Annotated in this window: 12 protein-coding genes; all 12 read right to left on the bottom strand. The window is 41.9% G+C overall.

All coding sequences use genetic code 11. The annotated features are described in order from the left end of the window. Window positions 1-62: 62 nt before the first annotated feature. A complete protein-coding gene (locus tag B1A85_RS08035; protein ID WP_104546396.1) occupies window positions 63-902 on the bottom strand; it encodes a sterol desaturase family protein in 840 nt (279 codons plus the stop codon). A gap of 5 nt (window positions 903-907) precedes the next feature. Beyond that, on the bottom strand, window positions 908-2,119 hold the full coding sequence (locus tag B1A85_RS08030) for a glycosyltransferase (protein ID WP_104546395.1): 1,212 nt from the start codon (window positions 2,117-2,119) through the stop codon (window positions 908-910). 97 nt (window positions 2,120-2,216) lie between these two features. After that, entirely contained in the window at window positions 2,217-3,149 is a 933-nt protein-coding gene (locus tag B1A85_RS08025) for a glycosyltransferase family 2 protein (RefSeq protein ID WP_104546394.1), read from the bottom strand. A gap of 19 nt (window positions 3,150-3,168) precedes the next feature. After that, window positions 3,169-4,665 carry a lipopolysaccharide biosynthesis protein gene (locus B1A85_RS08020; RefSeq protein WP_104546393.1) on the bottom strand — a complete coding sequence of 499 codons (1,497 nt, stop codon included), beginning with the start codon at window positions 4,663-4,665 and terminating at the stop codon, window positions 3,169-3,171. Further along, window positions 4,662-5,912, bottom strand: coding sequence for a glycosyltransferase family 4 protein (locus B1A85_RS08015; RefSeq protein ID WP_104546392.1), 1,251 nt, complete (start codon window positions 5,910-5,912; stop codon window positions 4,662-4,664). Before B1A85_RS08015 ends, B1A85_RS08020 begins: the two co-directional genes overlap by 4 nt. A 12-nt stretch (window positions 5,913-5,924) precedes the next feature. After that, window positions 5,925-6,971, bottom strand: coding sequence for a glycosyltransferase family 2 protein (locus B1A85_RS08010; protein WP_104546391.1), 1,047 nt, complete (start codon window positions 6,969-6,971; stop codon window positions 5,925-5,927). 18 nt (window positions 6,972-6,989) lie between these two features. Beyond that, window positions 6,990-7,913: a class I SAM-dependent methyltransferase gene (locus tag B1A85_RS08005; protein WP_104546390.1), complete on the bottom strand. Its 924-nt coding sequence runs from the start codon at window positions 7,911-7,913 to the stop codon at window positions 6,990-6,992. A gap of 29 nt (window positions 7,914-7,942) precedes the next feature. Beyond that, on the bottom strand, window positions 7,943-9,067 hold the full coding sequence (glf, locus tag B1A85_RS08000) for a UDP-galactopyranose mutase (RefSeq protein ID WP_104546389.1): 1,125 nt from the start codon (window positions 9,065-9,067) through the stop codon (window positions 7,943-7,945). A 66-nt stretch (window positions 9,068-9,133) separates the two neighbouring features. Continuing rightward, window positions 9,134-10,282 (bottom strand): glycosyltransferase, encoded by a 1,149-nt coding sequence (locus B1A85_RS07995; RefSeq protein WP_104546826.1) that lies wholly within the window; start codon window positions 10,280-10,282, stop codon window positions 9,134-9,136. A gap of 95 nt (window positions 10,283-10,377) precedes the next feature. Further along, window positions 10,378-11,226, bottom strand: a complete 849-nt coding sequence (locus B1A85_RS07990; RefSeq protein ID WP_104546388.1) for an SDR family oxidoreductase — start codon at window positions 11,224-11,226, stop codon at window positions 10,378-10,380. 29 nt (window positions 11,227-11,255) lie between these two features. Then, window positions 11,256-13,127, bottom strand: a complete 1,872-nt coding sequence (locus tag B1A85_RS07985) for a hypothetical protein (RefSeq protein WP_210404301.1) — start codon at window positions 13,125-13,127, stop codon at window positions 11,256-11,258. Between the two features lie 44 nt (window positions 13,128-13,171). After that, window positions 13,172-16,102: a type I polyketide synthase gene (locus B1A85_RS07980; RefSeq protein WP_104546387.1), complete on the bottom strand. Its 2,931-nt coding sequence runs from the start codon at window positions 16,100-16,102 to the stop codon at window positions 13,172-13,174.

The raw sequence follows: 16,102 nt of genomic DNA, 5'->3' as shown, positions 1-16,102 counted from the left end.
CTTTGATGACCTCAATTTAAGGGAATTCAGCGCAACACTCAACCACGGATACCAATTTGCCATTATTTTTTCTTTTGCAAGGTAAGTTTTCGTTGCTGTACAGCTTCTACTTGTGCTTGATAATCAGGAAATTCTGTTTTCATCAGCTTGTCCCACCACGTGAAAATCAAACCATAGTTACCATGTACTTTTGCATGATGCATATTGTGGTGGGTACTAGGAGTTTTCCAATTTGTCAATCGCGATTTAGTAAACCATCGAGGATAAATTTCATAACCAAGATGAATAATAATTGCATTTAATAACGTTAGGAGTAACCAAAGACTAATAGCTAAATTGTGTACAGGAATAATAGATGGCGTTAGCCGATAACCAAAAAACAAAATAGCTGCTTCTAATGGATGAAAAGAATAAGTTGAAAAAGGCGTAGGATCGATGCTGTAATGATGTACTTTATGAACGCGGCGAAATAGTTGTGGATGATGCAGTAAACGATGCGCCCAGTAGAAGTATGTGTCATCAATGACGAGTAACAAAAATATACTTAAGCAAAAATAACTCCAACCGTAAGTACTAATATCACTGTATACATTGTCATAAAATAAACCATAACGCTCCTGTAAAACTATATTTAAAAACCAATTTATCGTGCCAATAACTACAAAAGTTGATAAACTAAAACCAATTTCTCTGAGGATGACTTTGTTTTTTGTTTTTGGTCGAGGTTGGATGCGAAAATGTGCTAATCTATCTTTAAATAATACCCAAAAAACGAGAAAACTGAGAATTGTAAATCGAAAATAATTGGCACTAGCATAAACAAATATCTCGTAAATACTTTGGATTAAGTCTTGAGCTAACTTGCTTGCTATCTCTAACAATGTTGCAGTCGTTTGCCCCATCGCTATCACGACCTCTGTTTAAGAATTTCAGGTGAATTTAACTTATAACTATTTGCAAGAATTTTCTGTAAAATACCTGGCATTTCAAATACAGCACAATTATCTACAGTTGCAATCTTTGCCTGATAACGCGCCAAACTTTCTGCATCAATAAACTGTGCAACTGCCTTATCGATATCTCGAATACTGCGGATCGCCACACCTACTTGTTGTTGTTGAATCCAATCAGCATTAAGTCGCTCATTTTTGAGTATGGTATTATTGCTTTCAACGATAATTGGTAACTTCATTGCCAGTGCCTCGCTGATACTACTACCACCTGCTTTACCAATAAAAAAGTCAGCAAGATGCATATAGTAAGGAATGTCCTGAGTAAATCCCACAACAAACTTCTTTTGATTACCTTGAAGTTGATTTAATTCGGTAGCGAGTTCTTCGTTACGTCCGCAAATAAAAATAAGTTGTAAGCTTTGATGAAACTTCTCCAAGCGCTTGGCAATTTCCAACATCACTTTAGAACCATAGCCGCCGAACATGACAATTCCAGTCAAACAATGAGGATCTAAACCTAAACGTTCTCTTTCCGAGGCGCGATCGCACAGAATAGGTTGATAAAAACGAGGATGAATCATCAATCCTGAAGTTGGCACAATCAGTTCTTCTTTGACTCCTAAAGCGCGGGCTTGTTGTGCCATTTTTTCACTCGCGCAAGCTATGTAGCTTCCTGTTTCTGGTTCGATATAAAATCCAGGTGGGACATCGCCAAAATCTACAGGAATAACGATCGCAGGAGTACCTGGTTTTCCTTGCTGTAAACTATTCCAAAGAACTTTGTTATACAAAGGTAATGTTGAAATAACTAAATCTGGTTGGCGATCGCGCCAGAATTCAGTAAAAATTTGTACGCCTTTTGAGTAATTAAGTTTAACAAGAAGTTGATTCATAAACAGTAGCACTGGGTGAAGCCATGTTTGCCCATTTTTCAGCATCTGAGTATACAATTCACCACCCCTCTTTCCAGTAAGTGCTTTGTAGAGATCTACCATTTGATTTTGTTGTGCCATGAAGCGTTCTACGATGTCGTCTACATCAATAGCATTCAGTTGCCAAGGAAGTTGTTGCTGTTCCACGATCGCGCATAGTGCCTGATAGCTAGCGTAGTGTGCGCCACCATAGCGGGCGACAAGAACATCAATTGATTTAGGAGTTGATAGCATTGGTCTAGCGAATAAGTGAGTGGATGTAATTAAGATTGGGTAATAGTAAGTAGCTCAATGTTTTTACCAATTACCAGTTACCGATGACTAACTTTAATTATTTGTCCGGTACAAACAGTGAAAAGTCTAAATTTCTAAATGAATTTCTGCTAAAAGTTTCTCTAAATAATCCAGCGATTGCTGCTACTTGAGAGACGAACAACAACAGTGTTAATAAAATTGCTGGGTGCTCAAACTTTTGCAGATTTTGCCAAAAAGGATAAGTTAGTAAATTAAAGAGAAACTTCAGTGGATTGACTTTAGTTTTTTCGCGAGTTCGAGAAGACCTACAAACTTGAAAGTTAAAAGCTCCGCGACCATAATTGAATTGCTGACGCCAGAAACTTGCAAGTGTTAATTGATGTGCGTGATAAATCTGCACCTCAGGAGCGTAAATCATTTCATAACCGTAATGTAACCAGCGATCGCACAATTCCCGATCTTCTGCGGCAGCCAGCGTAAAGGTAGTATCAAAACCACCAAGGTTGCGAAACATTTCTGTTGGCAAGGACATATTATTAGAGGTAAAAAAATGCAACTGCGGCAGGCTAGTTTGATGAAAAATATAAAGGTAATCTACTAATAGTTGACTCGCAGTAGAGTAGGGGTTTTGCCGAAGTGCATTCAAGGTTTGACCGCCAATCATACAGTTTGGTGCAGTGGCAAAACGATCTGCTAAGGTTGTTAACCAATCAGGTGCAGGCGTACAGTCATCATCGGTGAAAGCTAAGTACTTGCCCTTTGCGCGTTTTACACCAGTGTTTCTTGCAGCCGCAGGTCCAGAGTTAGCTTGATGAATCAGCGTTAAGTTCAGCTTGTAACGAGTAACAATAGGTTCTAGTGGTGTTGTACTGCCATCGTCTACAACAATTACCTCAAAGTCTTGACGCGGGTAGTCTAAGCGCGTCAACGATTCTAAACAACGTGCCAGTTGTTCTGGACGGTTGTAAGTCGGAATCACAATCGAGAAATAAGGTTGTTGGTGCTTCATAAATCAAGCTCATCGTGCTTTACAAATTTCTAGAGCTCTTGAATAGTTGCATTCCTCCCAAAAGTATCCATAACAGCAGATAAAACACGCTAAAAACGATCGTCTTGAGTAGTAAACTCAAAACACCCTGGTTGAGTGGTAAAGCAAATTGAGTTGCATAAAGAATGATGGCGGCGATAATCGAAGCAAATGCTGGTCGCCAAACAACACCAAAAAAATCCGATGTTGATAGCGGCGAAGTTTTTAAACAAAAAGCAACTGAAGGATAAGTTAGTAAACAAATTCCCGCTGCATAACCAACAGCAACCCCAAACGCTCCCCACATAGCACCAATGGCGACAGCGCCAATCATCACAGGAGTATGAATTAAACCCCAACGTAACTGTCGATCGGTTTGACTTGTTGATACATAGAGCCATTTGGTAACGCGATACATACTACCGACGAATACAGCGATCGCCAAAACTTGAAGCAAAGGAACGGCTGGTAACCATTGGTTTCCTAGGAGTAAGAGAACAATATCGCGTGCGACAACAAAACCAAACGCCAGTATGGGCATAGAAAAGGCAAAAATTGGCATCAACCCCCGCCGACAGTAAGCGCGGTACAGTTGGGGATCGTGCTGAGTCCGACTAAAACTCGACACCGCAACATCGAACAGAGGATGATAAATCTGCTCAAAAGGAAAATACGCCCACTGGTAAGCAACCGCATAAAACCCGAGTGCGCCCGCACCACTCAAGTAGCCTATGAGAATGCGGTCAAGTGACATTCCAATACGTGTCAGAAAGCGAAACCCAGTTAAGTGTGCTCCATAAGCAACCATTGCCCGCAAATTGAAATCTAAAGCATTTGATTTGACATATCTTGCTGGTCGCCAACCACACACAAACCAACTTGCAATGCTTTGAGTAAGTTGCATCACGACAATCTGTAAAACTAACGCCCAGTACCCCAAACCCAACCAAGCCGCCGCGATCGCACTAATTGCACCTGCAAGTAGCGAACCGATTTCAATTGCAGTGATTGCTTCAAAGCGCATTTGTCGCTTGAGAAGTGATTTGTGCTGAAACGTGAGACACAAACTCAAAACACCAACTGCCAGCGCGATTGTTATTTCTGTTAGCTCGTTTTGTTGGTAGAATCGCGCCAGGACAGGAGCCATTAAAACCATCAAACCGAGGACGACTGCGTTAATTTTCAAAGATAACCAGAAGACAGCACTTGCTTGTTGATGATCTAATTTTTCGCGTTGGACTGTGGCAGTTTCTAAACCAAGGTTTGCTAAACTATCAACGAGTTTCAACAGGGGAGCAACCATTGCCAGTAAGCCAAAGTCTGCTGGTGTAAGCAGTCTTGCCAAGATAGCCGTTGAGCCAATTCCTAAAGCGACCTTAATTGGTTGAGCCGCCACTGTCACCAAGCCAGACTTGCGCGATCGCTTTTGCAACTGCGCATTGAGTGCGTCAGTTTGAATGTATTGATTAGAATCAACACGCACAGGGTCTGGAGTCATGAGGCGGTTTCTCTAAAGGGTGCTATCCTGGAAGTTTGACGAACGCGATGAGTGCTGTAAGATGCAATTAATCGCTGGTAGATTTCTAGAAATTTTTCAGTACATTTATCTTCACTAAAGTTCTTCAAGGCGCGATCGCGACCAGCCCTCCCCATTTTTTCAGCGCGATCGCGATTTTGTAATAAACTCAGCAATGCAGTAGTTAAAGCATCAACGTCATTCGGCGGTACTAAAAAACCAGTCTCGCCATCGCGGACAATCTCAGGTTGCGCGCCAACACGGCTAGCAATGACCGCTGTACCTCGCATCATCGCTTCTGTCGTCACATTACCAAACGGTTCTGCCCATAGTGAAGGCACAACTTGCACCCAAGCTGTGTCGAAGTGTTGTTCCATAGCTTGGCGAGGTAAATGACCCAACCACACAATGCGATCGCCAAGGTTTAATTCGGCGGCTAAGGCTTGGAGATTTTCTGCTTCTGCACCTTGACCTGCAATCACTAACTGCGCTTGAGGAATCTGCGTTTGAACGCGGGCAAAGGCTTGCAACAAAACTCCCACGCCTTTTTCAGCAACCAATCGACCTGCATAAGCTACAGTTGGCGGCTCGCTAAGACACGACGAACGTATTGGTCTAACCGGAACTCCGTTATGCACGACTTCAATCGGTTCAATTCCTGCGGTTGCAAAAATTGCTTTCATGGCATGACTTAGCGTTACGACTAAGTCGATAGCATTGCGCCACTTTTGCCAAAGCTGCTGTTGTAGCATAAACACTGGCCATGTTGCTGGTACTTCCAAACAGCCATGACGCAAACAAGCTTTTCCAGGAGGTTCGTGACACGGACTTTTGTCGGGCAATAGTTTTGTCCCTACTGGGCAAATTGCTTTGTAGACGGCAGTTTGATACAAACACGGTATGTCTTTCAGCAGTGGCAGAATTAACGGCGAAAGTTGCCACAAAAACATCCGGATATGCACGACATCCGGTTGAAATTCTTGCAGAGCGCGACGCAAGTTAAAATAAGCCGAGGGATTAATAGTATTTGAGAGAAATTGCAGCGATATTGATGTCGTGCCAAAGCAAGTGTAATCTGCTAAAACGGGACTGCCAGGAACTAACGTGCCACGACTAGCAAATAGCCGCGCATCATGACCGCGATCGCGCAAATTTTTCCGCAAAGCTAGTATTTGCAGTTCGGCTCCTCCGGTTGCTGTACCATAGTCGTGAAGTAGAAGAATCTTCATTGTGCTATGCCTTCAACTACCAGGCATGAATGTGACTGAGGTCGGATGTGTTGGCGATGGAGACTGTGGTTTGAGGTGGTGCTTGGCGTATTGACTTGTGAGGTAGCGATTGAATAACTTTTCTATAGGTGCTAACCCATAGATGAGAGCGTTTTCCAGCCATTGATTTTCGACACCTAAAGTCAACTTCCGAATGAGCGGAAGATAAATTGCATGGACGCGTCTCCATCCCAAAATTTTGTATTTATGCTGAAAGTACCCGTCTTCGGCTAAGCCCCACTTTTCTCGCAAGTGTTTTAAGCTAGCTAACTCCCAAGCATCACTCCACCGCAGCATATAAAAGTGTAAATCTGTCCACTTTAGAGGTGGTGGCGCTACATAAGTAACGATGCTATCAGCCTCAAAGTAGACTGTACCTCCTGCTTTGACTACGTCCATACAAAAGTCTAAGTGCTCCTTTGTATTGAACATCGATTCATTAAAGCCGCCAATTTTGTGAAATATCGCCGTCCGCACTAGCACGCAATGGAACTCTGATAACTCTGTGAGAGTGCGTTGCAACTTATGACGTACCTCTGCTACCATTTGACCTTGTCTGTACATCTTCTCGCGCAGGCGACGTCTTCCTTTGGCATCGAGAACAATGTGACATTCGCCGCCAGCAAAGTGAATAATTTCATGTACGGGTTGCTCTTGACAGACCAATGGTCCAACAACGGTTGCTTCTGTTTCTTCAGCACAGTTGATAAGAGCATCCAACCAATTTGGCGAAAAAATGACGTCGTTATCAACAAACACGACATATTTTGTGTCAACCGCAGCTAAACCAAGATTTCGAGCGCGATTAGGACAGAGGTAGTAATCGGTACGAATCAGTTGAAAATGTTTTTCTTGGGCTTGTGCTGCGAGATATTGCTGTACATCTGGCGGCGAGTTGCCATCGACATAAACTAACTTAAAGGGAATGTTTGTGTGTGCATAAAGACTTTCTAAAGATTCGCGAGTGTAGCTAAAACGCTCGCGCGGGGAAACAACGATTGTGACTTGTGGATTCATCATTGTGGACTAATTTGCGCTCTAACTGCTTTTGCGGAACATCACAGACATCCGCGAGTAAAAACTAAGCCAATAGCCGAAAGTAGCGTAGAAAATAAATTTAGGTGAGGTAAACGCTTTTCCTAGTTTGAGTGGTTCAAAAACAACATCGACAGAACCATCCATTAAACTCACGTAGGCGTTCCAAGTGCGAACGTTGAAACCAAACCAAGGTGTATCGTCGTATCCGCGATTGAAGAAATCTACAACTTCCCATCCTTGATGACGCCCTAAAGATTCGAGCGATTCACGTGTATAAATATGTAGGTGGTAGGGAACGTGAACTAAATTGTAGTCATCAGGTGAGTTTGGTCGGTTAAGATGGAGACGAGCAGCGTCAGGCGTGCCGATGAGAATATAACCTCCAGGAGCAAGCAAGCTATCTAACTCACTCAATAACTCATGAGGATCTTCAACGTGTTCGATAACATCTTGAAGTGAAATGTAATCGAAAGGTCCGTTTTGGAGGATGGCGCGATCGCCGAAGCCATCTTTTGGTCCGTAGGGGTCATATCCATAAGTATTCTGAAAGCCGCGTTCTTGCAGGTATTGCACAAACAACCCATTAGCACCACAGCCATAATCTAGCAACAAGTGATTCTGGGAAAACCCATGCTTTGTGAATCGACTGCAAAGCTTGCGATAGATAAATCGATAAGACCACGTTAACTCAGCTTGAAAAATCGGGAACTTTGCATAATAGCGGTCAAGATCGACAACGTCTAGACAGTGAATCGTCTGACAATCAGGACATCGCCAAACCTTGAACTCTTCGTCCATATAGGCTCGGACATTGCAACGGAACGTATAAAATGCAGATTCATCAAGCGGATTGACACGATAGTGACACATCAAGCACTCTAAGCGTTGCTTGCTTGTTGTCTGATTTTGTGTTAAAGGTTCCATAAAAAATTTTCCGCGCGAACGTCATAGTCTCAAACAGCAGCGATTTCCTTTTCAAACACGCCAAGCGCCCTGACCACGACTTGATCCATGTCGTAATATTTATAATCTGCTAATCGTCCGGCAAATATTACCGAACCATTGAGTTTCTCGATTTCTTTGAGGTAAAGATTGAGGCGATCGCGGTTTTCCTCGCGCGGAATTGGATAATAAGGATCGTTTTTCCCTGGGACATAAGCTTGAGGATATTCCAGCATCACAGTAGTTTTATCTGAGGTTTGCCCTGTCAAATATTTTTGCTCAGTGATGCGAGTAATATCGTAGTCATTCGGGTAGTTAACAGTACCGGCTTCTTGATACCATTCTTGCTCCAAAGTCTGAAACTCAAAGTTTAAACTCCGATAGGGTAACTCCCCATACATATAGTCAAAGAAAGTATCAATTGGTCCAGTATTGATTATGCGGTTAAACTTAACGTCATTGATAATCTCGCGATAATCTGTATTCAACATGATTTTAATGTTAGGATGCGCCAGCATGCGGCGGAACATCTCGGTGTAGCCGTGCTTAGGCATTGCTTGATACGGATCTTGGAAATACCGATTATCTCGACTAATGTATACTGGAACTCGCCCTGTCACTCCGCGATCTAGTTCTTCTGGTTTTAACTCCCACTGCTTCATCGTATAGCGCAGGAAGACGTTTTCATAAATGTAGTCAGCTAAGAAAGTTAAGTCTCCACTTGCACTTTCACGCAATTTGAGAATAGGAACTTTTACCCCAAAACCAAAGTGTTCTAGAAGTAAATTTTCTAGCTTTTCTGCGTATTTAGGCGGAAAAAGTGCGTACAACGAATTAAGATTAAAGGGAATAGGAACTTTTTTCCCTTCTATGACTCCTAGCGCGTGATGGTGGTAATGTCTCCATTCTGTAAATTGCGACAAATAATTCCACACTTTCTTAGACTTTGTGTGAAAAATATGCGGTCCATATTTGTGAACTAAAATGCCATGTTCGTTATAGTAATCGTACGCATTTCCGCCAATGTGATCTCGCCGCTCAACAATCAAAACTCTCTGCCCAAGCTGCGTTACAATGCGCTCAGCTAGTACGCAAGCTGAGTATCCTGCCCCGATAATTAACCAATCAAATTTCATTAATTTACTCCTTATTAAATCAAGGATTTCTTGAGGCTGAAATGAGGTGTTTCGCACTCACCTCACTCAAACGCGAACTATTTGTGTAGCTTCTAAGAAGGAGTTTTCTAAAACTCTTTCTAAAATCTCAACAACTTCAAATACTGCGCGGTTATCCATAGCTGCTGCATTAGCACGGTAACGCCTTAAATTTTCCGGCTGAATTAACTTAGCGACAGCTTGATTAATATCGCGAAAATCTTTAACGACAATTCCAATTTCATTTTCAGCAATCCATGCAGCAGAAGGACGTTCTTGAAACATACTCAAGGCATTACAATCAGTAATGACTGGTAAGTTCATCGCTACTGCTTCACTCACACCTACTGAGCCAGATTTACCGATGAAGAAATCTGACAAATGCATATAGTAAGGAATTTCACTTGTGAATGTTTCGATGAATCTTGGCAAACGACTTTGTTGACGACGCAGAATATTTGCAATTTCTTCGTTGCGTCCGCAAATAAAAATAAGTTGTAGATTCAGTAACGATTTTTCTAAACTATCGGCAATCTCTAGCATCACTTTTGAGCCTTGACTGCCAAAAGTAATTAAGCCTGTAGGTAAATCAGGATCTAGTCCGAGTCGCTGTCTTTCATTGCGACGATCTACTTTGATCGGTTCAGCAAATCGAGGATGAATAACAACTCCTGATGTGCAGAAGATTTTGTCTTGCGGAAAACCCAGATGTTTGGCTTGAGTAACTGCTGTCGGTGTAGGACAAATTAAAAATTGTTCTTGTGGTTCAATCCAAAAGTGGGGCGGACAATCGGCGTGATCTGTAATGACCGTAACGAAAGGAACACTAGGACATACTGCCTGCAAGCTTTCGTAAATTAGTCGATTGGTATAAGGTAATAGTGCGACGACTAGATCGGGTTGATGCTGCTGCCAAAACTTTTTAAAACGCCCTAACCAAGCAAAATGACTCAGTTGTATTTGTAACTTAAACGAGGGAACTAATAAAGGGTCATTAATAATTTTTGCCCAAGTTTTTTTGAGAATCAAATTATTATAAACGTAGTGAGGAGCCGTCGTTCCAATAATTTCTTTAAATGCATCAACTATATGAATTTTCCAAGGTAGTTTTCGTTGTTCAATAACTGTTTTTAAAGCGTTGGCAGTACTACGATGACCTGCGCCTAAGTCATACATCATTAAATAGACTTTTTTCATCACAGTACTCCTATTTCTACTACTGATTCGATTAGGCTTAATTTTTACGGCATAGCAGAGGAAACGTCCGCACGCTTCTTCAACTGCTACCATTGCTAACTTTTAACTCCAACCTCTGAACTTTGATTTTTTATCCGCTTTTGGTTTAGCTCTGTTACTCGAATTAACCGATAAAAAGCATCTCCAAATCGCGGAAAAAACTGTCCGATGGCAAATACTATTTTTGAAAAAGTTTCTGTTACAACGTCTTGGTTAACAACAACTTCAGCCTTATTTTGCTCGATTGCTTTGACAAGTGCGATCGCAACATCGTTGGCTGTCGATGCACCAGCTAACTTTGGTATTGGCACGCCGCTATCAGCAATCATTCCTTGCCCAGAAACATATCCTGGACAAATTGCAGAAACTTCGACACCAGTACCCGCTAGTTCTTGTCGAAGTGCATCAGTCCACATCAATAAGCCAGCTTTACTTGCCGAATAAACACTGTTGTAAGGAGCACCTTTTTTACCTGCTAAAGAGGCAATATTGACAATATGACCTTTACGTCGATATAACATACTAGGCAAGAAAGCACGAGTTAATTCCATTGCAGCCAGTAAATTAACTGTCAATATGGACTGAATTTCTGCTAGGGAATAATCTGCAAAAGAGCGATAGATTTCTATACCAGCATTGTTGATTAAAATGTCAATTGAATCTGTAATTTGCTCAATTTTTTTAATTAAGTTTGGTAGTTCTTCTAACTGACTTATATCAAAGGGAATACCTATCCATTTACCACCCAAAGCTTCAACGTCAGCTGCAACTTTATTTAACTCATTTGGCGATCGCGCAACACCAATAATAGTTGCCTTCTTTTTCGCCAAATGATGAGCAATCGACTTTCCAATACCACGCGAAGCACCCGTTAATAGTACTGTCTGACCTGCAATAATTGTCATGGTTAATATCCTGATTCATTGCTAGCAATTCAGCTAACAGCAATGTTTTCTTTAAGCGAAGGAAAATGTTTACCGCCTAACTCAATTTGTTGTTGTTCAACACCAGATTTAATTTTGGCAACTAAATACTCCCAGTTAGAGGTGATGATATTTGTGCCGTGATCTGGTTCAATTAAACAGGCTAAGGTAATATTGCTACCGTATTTGTTGACTAAATTGTATATACCTAAAAAATTGAAAACTCCCGATTCATAGGTTCCACAAGGAACTGAAGGATTGTCTACACCAGTGCAATATTGATGAGTTTCAAACCACTGAATTGATGGATATCCATGAAAATGAACGATGGGCGCACCGTCTTCGATTAGTTTTGGTGCATACAAAGCAGTCGCTAGGGCGATCGCTACCATGACGTAGATATCGTAAGAAGGCTTGATATCTGCTACTGCTGGATCGACACCCTCTGGTAATTGCAGATATAATTTGTCTTTTAAACCAACTCTAAGAATGTCACGCTCTAAACTTAAATCTGTTTTCTTGGAACCTGAACGAGAAGTAAGTAGCCAAATATCAGGAACTTGCTGATAAACGTATTTATCTGCTATTTTTGTTTTTACGTATCGCCTACCAGCTTGATTTTGCCGTACTTCAGCGCTACTATATCCTTCTATTGGCAACAAATTGAGCCATTCATCTTCAGATATTTCTCTTGCTCCTATATATTGTGGCGGTTCGGCATAAGCAACAAATCCATAAGAAACACCTGTCCTACCATCCATCATCCAGTCAACGATATCTCGGTGTGACTTCCTTTTAATGACGTTATTGATTTTGAAGCCAGCAGGTAAGAGATTTGTTGAAGCTAACTCTTGACCCATTTTTACCAACTTAGCAGCAAAGCCCGATTGAGTTGAGTCATAAGTTCCTACTTGAAATTGCCGCATTGACAATGGCATTATCGGTACATAAATTTTAGGAATTAATGATTTGAGAACGAATCGGTCTATCTCATTTACAGGAAATATTGAATCAGAAAGATTCATATTTAAAATAGAAATGTGAGTCGGCGAGACTCCAATCGCAATCTCAGAAAACGTTCTGACTAATGTATTAATTCCAATTGGAATCTTTTGTTGATAAGGAACTTGCGAGTCAGTGATTTTTTTATCGAGTTCTGTTAAAACGATAACTTGAGTATTTGTTGGGTCTTCAATAGAGCGAACATTTTCTTCAGCCCAACTGATAAACTGAGCTATTTTTGAAACAGATATTCTTTGATTTTTCAAAATAAATCGAGTGTAGCCATTGTAGAGATTCTCTACAACACATATCTTTAGCTTACCTGCCAAAGACGGTTTTCTTTCTACATCAATAACTGCACTAATTCCAGCTTTTACTGCTCTGGTTTTGATGCTTTTCTTCCAATTGATAAATGGTATATTGAGTTCATATGTAAACTCTTTTGTTGCTTGTTCCCAAGGTTTGATCTGAACACCACACGCTGCGAGTTTAGTTTCTAAGTTTTTTCTAAATTCCACGATCGCGTTATTGTTGTAACCTGGTGGTAAAGGACGAAAAGTTACGACTAAACTTTTTGCCATGATTGTTGAATCGATCGCAGGTGGTTTAACACCCATGCGATCGCAATATCCGCCAATCAGACGACCTATAGTTGGTAAACTCAGATGTTCTTCACGTACATCCGAATCACTAACACCGTTACTTTCATCCAAATATGCTAAAATTTCCGGCTTGCGCTGCGCGATTTCTTGGCGCATCTCGGATGTTAAAATCCCTTTGGGAGAATGAATTTTAAGTTTGCCATTATCAGCCCAGAGTTGAACGCCTTGCTGATGAAGATTTTCTACAAGTTCGGATACTTTCAGCACAGATACATTCATATACAATCTCTCTTATTTTGTAATTGTTCAAATTAGTTTTGAAATTAAATTTCAAAAATTTCGGATTCTGAAGCTTCAATTTCTTTAGCTAATTGCTGTGAAAGCGACTCAATTGTGGGATAATGCACCAACATAAGTGGGGAAACTTCAATTCCTAGAACTTGCTTGCCCGCACTAGCAATGCTAAGTGCTAGCACTGAATCTAGACCGTAGCTATCAAAAGCAGCACGAACGTTGATATCTTTTGGTTTAACTCCCAATTCTTTAGCAATGCGGTCTACAAGCCAAGCTTGAATATCAGGCGCTGTTAGAGAATGAATATTAAACTGTGGCACGGTTTTTCGTTCAGTTTCTTGCGTACTAACTGCTTCGGGGTAATGTTTTAAAACCTCAAAAATTCTGGGAATTAAATTCAATTCCTCCTGTGAAAGTTTGCCAGTTTTTTCAAGTTGCTTAACTAGCTGTTCGGGTGCTACTTGATTAAACAAATTAACAGTCGACAATTGAGTTTTTTGATGCCCATTATGAGTTTCATTTTGAGTTTCGAACCAGTAGCGCTGGCGCTGCCAAGGATAGGTTGGTAGTTGTACGCGCTGACCCGAGTAGTCTTTTGCAAAACCAAACCAGTTGACTTTTGCACCGCGCGCGTATAAGGTGCCTAAACTCTCAAGAAGTTGTTGCCAATCATTCTTCTGTGGATGCAGACTAGGAAGCAAAATTTGCTCAGATAACTCTTCAGGGTTTGCTCCAACTGCCACGCATATCTCGTATCCTTGTTGCGTTAAGGTATCTAAACTGGTAGTCGTAATCGATTGTCGTTTTCGATGACACCAATATTCAGGGCTAGCTATCTGAGTAGTAACTACCTGTCCAGTATTAGACACCAGGGGAATTTTGGGCTGCGAGTAAGTTATTTGCTGAGCTATCTGCTCGAATTCTGGAGACGATTTGGCAACTAACTTTAAGCCATCTTCTAAGCTAAATACTCCAGCTACACAAGCAGCTACATATTCTCCGACACCTTGACCTGTGACGATGCTAGGTTCTATGCCCCAAGCTTTCCATAATTGGTATAAGGCATACTCCAAGGCAAATAAAGCCACTTCACTGTCAGCACTTGCATTCAGAGCAGAACTTGCTTCTGGTTCAGGATACAGAATATCTAACAAAGACTTATTTAAATAGGAACGCGCAATATCATTACAGTGGTCGAAAACTCGCTTGAATTCTGGTTGAGTTTCGTAGAGTTGGCGTCCTAGTCCCAGGGATTCAAAACCTGGGGGAAATAAAAAAGCAATCTTGAGATCTGCAACTTTTCCTTTGCATAGCCCTGCGACTTCTTTTCCAGCACGAAAAGCAGCGAGTTTCTCACAAAGTTCGCTGGATGAGCAAGCTACGATACTCAATCGATGTTGAAAATGCGATCGCCCGCAGCTAGCACTAAAACAAACGTCTTCTAAAACTAAGTCTGGATGAGCAGCCAAGTGCTTTTCGTACCGCTCAGCCAACTCGACTAATGCCTTCTCTGTCTTAGCTGAGAGTACTAACAAATGCCAAGGACGTTTGAGCGAACTTTGCTTTGACTTTGCAACCGGCGCTTCTTCGACAATTAAATGAGCGTTAGTACCGCAAAAACCAAAACCACTAACTCCTGCCAAGCGTTTCTTTTCGTTGGTAAGCCAAGGTAGCCGAGAAGTAGGAACCTTGATTGATTTATCCCAGTTGATGTAAGGATTAGGTTGCTGCAAATGAAGGTGAGGTGGAATTTCCCCATTTTGGAGGGCAAGTACGACCTTAATCAAACCTGCCACTCCTGAAGCTGGTTCTAAGTGACCGATGTTAGTTTTTACTGAACCAATGACCAAAGGTTGACTGGGAGAGCGATTTTGTCCATAAACTGCCTGCAAAGCTGCTACCTCAATCGGTTCTCCAACAGATGTTCCTGTGCCCTGAACTTCTACATAGTCAATTTGGTCTGAAGTTACGCCACTATTTTCCAAAGCTTGGCGAATCACAGCTTGTTGAGATATTCCATTAGGAGCAATCAAACTGCTACTACGACCATTGTGATTAACCGCAGAGCCGCGAATCAAGGCGAGAATATTGTCGTTATTCGCTAAAGCATCGCTAAGGCGCTTGAGGACGACGACACCACAGCCTTCTCCTTTGACAAATCCATTAGCCGCAGCATCGAAAGTTTGGCAGCGACCGTTAGGATTGAGCATCCGCGACTTAGAAAGCGCAATGCTCGTATCTGGCATGAGGTTCAAACCAACTCCGCCAGCCAAAGCGCGATCGCACTCTCTGAGGCGCAAACTTTGGCAAGCCAAATGTATTGCAACTAAAGAAGAAGAGCAGGACGTATCAATAGCCATACTCGGACCTTTCAGTCCTAAGACGTAAGATAAGCGTCCAGCAGCTACGCTCAAAGAGTTACCGATCGCGCTAAACGCATCGATTTGAGACTGATCCGCTTGCGACCACATCACTTTGCTGTAGTCGTTTAGGTAAATCGCGACAAACACTCCTGTAGAACTATTAGACAAGTGTTCTGGTGCTTGTGCTGCGTTTTCTAGCGCCTCCCAACTGACTTCTAGTAACAGCCGTTGTTGAGGGTCCATGCTTGCTGCTTCTCGCGCTGATATCCCAAAAAACTCAGGGTTAAAGGCATCCACCTGAGATAAAAACCCACCTTTGCGGGTACACATTTTCCCCAGCGCATCAGGGTCAGGATCGTAGTATTTTTCAACGTCCCATCGGTCAGCAGGAACGTCAGTAATGGCATCTACCCCGTCGCGTAGTAGTTGCCAAAATGCTTCTGGATTATCTGCTTTCGGAAATCGGCAACCCATACCAACGATCGCTATTGGTTCCTTCTGCGCGTATTCAATAGCGTCTAGTTTGGCTTGCATATTCTCCAGCGCCAGAAGGGCGCGCTTGATTGGAGATACAGATTCTTGTTCTTTCAAATTCAT

The sequence above is a fragment of the Chroococcidiopsis sp. TS-821 genome (assembly GCF_002939305.1).
Lineage (GTDB): Bacteria > Cyanobacteriota > Cyanobacteriia > Cyanobacteriales > Chroococcidiopsidaceae > Chroogloeocystis.
Note: the sequence above shows the minus strand (reverse complement) of the source record. Positions and strands in the feature narration are given on the sequence as shown.